Raw genomic sequence first — 2,836 nt, forward strand, 5'->3', positions numbered from 1 at the left:
AAAACTCGGTTCGTTGTTGCGCTTTAGCGCTAAAGCGCAACAACGAAGGAAATCTAATGCACAGTTGTAGCCGAAACGGTCTAGTAGGGTGGGTTAGCGCCAGCGTAACCCACCGCCAACTGTGGGCCGAGGCGGTGCGTTACATTTCATTAACGCACCCTACTTTTGACTGTCATTTTTGTGGCCGAGGCGGTGTTGACATTTCATTGACGCACCCTACTTTTGACTGTGGGCCAAGTGCTTTGGCGTAGGGTGGGTTGGGCGGCTTCAACCCATGTGAAAGCCATCTAGAAATCCGCCGTAACCCACCGTTTAAGGTGTGTCATAACACCACAAAAAAATGACTATCGATTAGAAAGGAAATGGTGGGTTACGGCGCCGATGAAAAATTGTGGGTTTTTCTGAAACATGACTGCGGCGCCTAACCCACCCTACTGGACTCTGATTTCGACTACTCGTCGTCCCCGTCATGGGAACAAGTATTGGGATGATACCATTCATGGGGGAGAGCCTGGGTGGCGATCGCTTCTTCGCTCAGTTCGGCCAGAGCGGTGGGCAGTTGACCCGCCGGAACGCGATCGACGGGCTGCTGGGGGTTGGGAGAGATGTTTTTCTGGTTCATTGTAGTTTCCTCATTTGTTAGGTTTACGAGTCTCTAATCAAAAAGCCTTTAAAGCCTCTTAATTTTTGACTTTTGACTTTTGACTTTTGACTTTTGACTTCTGACTTGTTACGCCCAAATCCGCCCCCGGCGGAAGGCTTTGCTATTGGGTTCGGCGGTTTTGGCGTGCTCCCGGGCATAGCGCCACCAGTAGGAATAATCCTGTAGTCCCGTCATGGTGGTGGGGATGTAGGACTTCTGGGGTGCGGTTTCTTCGGGTTGGGGTGCGGATTTTTTCTTTGCCATTGTCTGAGTGGGTTGTGGGACAGGTTGAGGAACCGTCGCTCCTTCGAGTTTGAAATAGTCAATCCAGTGGGCGCCGTCCCCGGCTCCCCCGGCGGTGGTCAGGGTCAGGGTGTGTTCCCCGGCTTCCAACGCCGGCAGGGGGATTTGGTTTTGCTTGAGTTTGCCTTCCCCCACCCCCGCAATTTCCGCCAGGGGTTGCCCGTCGAGCAGGAGCGTGTCTGTTTCCGAGCCGAAAAAGTCGTAAAACAGGGTCAGATCTCCGGGGCCGTAGCTCTGAGCCAGGGTGAAGCAAATATTTAGTTTGTCGGTGGCAAACCACTGTTTGCGGCCGCGTTTGGGCTTGTTGGGCCGGCCGGGAACCAGCAACAGCGGCGGCAGTTTGGGGGCGCGGATGGGATCGGCATCTGCCCCCACGGTGTAGGTAAATTCAGCTTGCCAACCACCCGCCTGTACAAATTCTTTTCCCGCTTTACCGGGGTGGCCGATTTGCCAGAGGGTTTCGGTCTGTTCTGTCATGGTGGTGGATGTTTCCGTAAGTGCTTACAAGTCGGGAGGAAGTCGTTGACGCTTTAGAAATGGCGCCCGATGCCCCCAAAGCCACTCCAACCGGAATTCATGACCCGGTCGTAGCTGCGCGGGGCAAATACCGCCGGGTCGTTGTAGTTGGCGCCGTGCAATAAGTCCATGCGAATGTGTACCAAACTGTCGATACTGCCGTTTTCCACATCCACGGCGAGGGCCGGTTGGGTGAAATGGGGTCGTTTGACGGGGGCGGCTTGTTTGGGAAATGCCATTGTTTTTTTTAGGTAAGGTTTGCAGAATGGAACCGGGAGCGCGACCCTCGGGGGTCATCGTCTCCCCGTCCCCTATAGCGCTGCGCCCGGGAGTCGGGAGTCGGGAGTCGGGAAACAAGGGGCTTAAGCCTCTTGTTCTGACTCCATTTCAACTGTAACCAGGCGATCGCTCGTTGCTATAAATTTTATTCCTCGTCGCCGTCGTAGGAGGCGAGAGATTGCGATCGCAAACCGAATTCACTGGCGACAACGCTGGGGTTGGCGTCGGCACTGGGTTGGCCGGAGTGGATGCGATCGATGGGCCGGGTGGGGGTGGGTGCGATCGCTTTTTTATTCGTGGATTTGTTCATGGTAATGATCTCCTTTTTTCTGTTAGATGTAAGTGTCAGTAAACGCCTCAACAATAGCGATGCCGAAACGACAGAGAAATTTACAACCCGGATATGCCTACCACATCACAACGCGGTGCAACAATCGCGAGTTTAAGCTGAGTCGTCGAGCCTGTCGGGAGGTGTTTCTGTATGCCATCAAACGGGCGTTGAACAAGTTTAATTTCCGACTTTACGCCCTGTGCATTATGAGCAATCACGTCCATTACCTCATCGAACCGAAACAGCCGCAAGATTTGCCGAAAATCATGCACTTTCTCAATTGGTATACGGCGATGTGCTTTAACCGAATGCTCAACCGCACGGGACACTTTTGGGAAAAGCGCTACTTCGCCGAGGGGTTTCCGGCCAGCGACAAAGACCGGGCATTGAATACCCTGCGCTACATCCACGGCAATCCCAAAGCGGCGAAAATGCGATCGACCTTTTTCTATGAGTTCAGCAACTACGGCAGTTATGAAAAACTCACCGATGATGGCTTGACCCAGTGGCATCCGGCTTTTTTGCAGTTGGGGGCAACTTTGGAGGATTGCGCTCGAAAATATCGGGGATTTTGCAACCGCTACAAACCCAAAAGTAAACCCGCGAAAAAGTGTCATTGGGGCTCTCGGTTATTAGCCGGGATGAAAACCGAGGGGTCGGGTCGGGGGAAAGGAGAGGGGGCGAGGGGGAGAGGGGGTGAGGGGGTGAGAATCAATAATTCTCCCCGTCCCCCAGTCTCCCCCGTCTCCCCACCAGGGTGCCAG

Annotated in this window: 5 protein-coding genes; 1 reads left to right on the forward strand and 4 read right to left on the reverse strand. The window is 54.0% G+C overall.

Annotated features, from left to right (window positions below; genetic code table 11):
* Positions 1 to 451: 451 nt before the first annotated feature.
* The 4 genes from AC0QHF_RS08355 to AC0QHF_RS08370 form a co-directional block, all read right to left on the reverse strand.
* Positions 452 to 622 (reverse strand): DUF5837 family cyanobactin class RiPP, encoded by a 171-nt coding sequence (locus AC0QHF_RS08355; protein ID WP_324703746.1) that lies wholly within the window; start codon positions 620 to 622, stop codon positions 452 to 454.
* A 108-nt stretch (positions 623 to 730) separates the two neighbouring features.
* Positions 731 to 1,423, reverse strand: coding sequence for a cyanobactin biosynthesis PatC/TenC/TruC family protein (locus AC0QHF_RS08360; RefSeq protein WP_324703747.1), 693 nt, complete (start codon positions 1,421 to 1,423; stop codon positions 731 to 733).
* Positions 1,424 to 1,476: 53 nt separating this feature from the next.
* Complete coding sequence (locus AC0QHF_RS08365) at positions 1,477 to 1,701, reverse strand: cyanobactin biosynthesis system PatB/AcyB/McaB family protein (protein ID WP_324703748.1); 225 nt, start codon at positions 1,699 to 1,701, stop codon at positions 1,477 to 1,479.
* A 185-nt stretch (positions 1,702 to 1,886) separates the two neighbouring features.
* A complete protein-coding gene (locus AC0QHF_RS08370) occupies positions 1,887 to 2,051 on the reverse strand; it encodes a microcyclamide/patellamide family RiPP (protein ID WP_324703749.1) in 165 nt (54 codons plus the stop codon).
* Positions 2,052 to 2,110: 59 nt separating this feature from the next.
* On the opposite strand from AC0QHF_RS08370, the gene AC0QHF_RS08375 reads away from it, so the two are divergent.
* Positions 2,111 to 2,836 (forward strand): transposase (locus AC0QHF_RS08375; RefSeq protein ID WP_324703750.1); only part of this gene is annotated, 726 nt, incomplete at its 3' end.

The sequence above is a fragment of the Lyngbya sp. CCY1209 genome (genome assembly GCF_055795065.1).

Excerpts from the sequence above, each read along its gene's own strand:
- AC0QHF_RS08370 (WP_324703749.1), bottom strand. The coding sequence starts at position 2,051 with ATGAACAAATCCACGAATAAAAAAGCGATCGCACCCACCCCCACCCGG.
- AC0QHF_RS08355 (WP_324703746.1), bottom strand. The coding sequence starts at position 622 with ATGAACCAGAAAAACATCTCTCCCAACCCCCAGCAGCCCGTCGATCGC.
- AC0QHF_RS08360 (WP_324703747.1), bottom strand. The coding sequence starts at position 1,423 with ATGACAGAACAGACCGAAACCCTCTGGCAAATCGGCCACCCCGGTAAA.
- AC0QHF_RS08365 (WP_324703748.1), bottom strand. The coding sequence starts at position 1,701 with ATGGCATTTCCCAAACAAGCCGCCCCCGTCAAACGACCCCATTTCACC.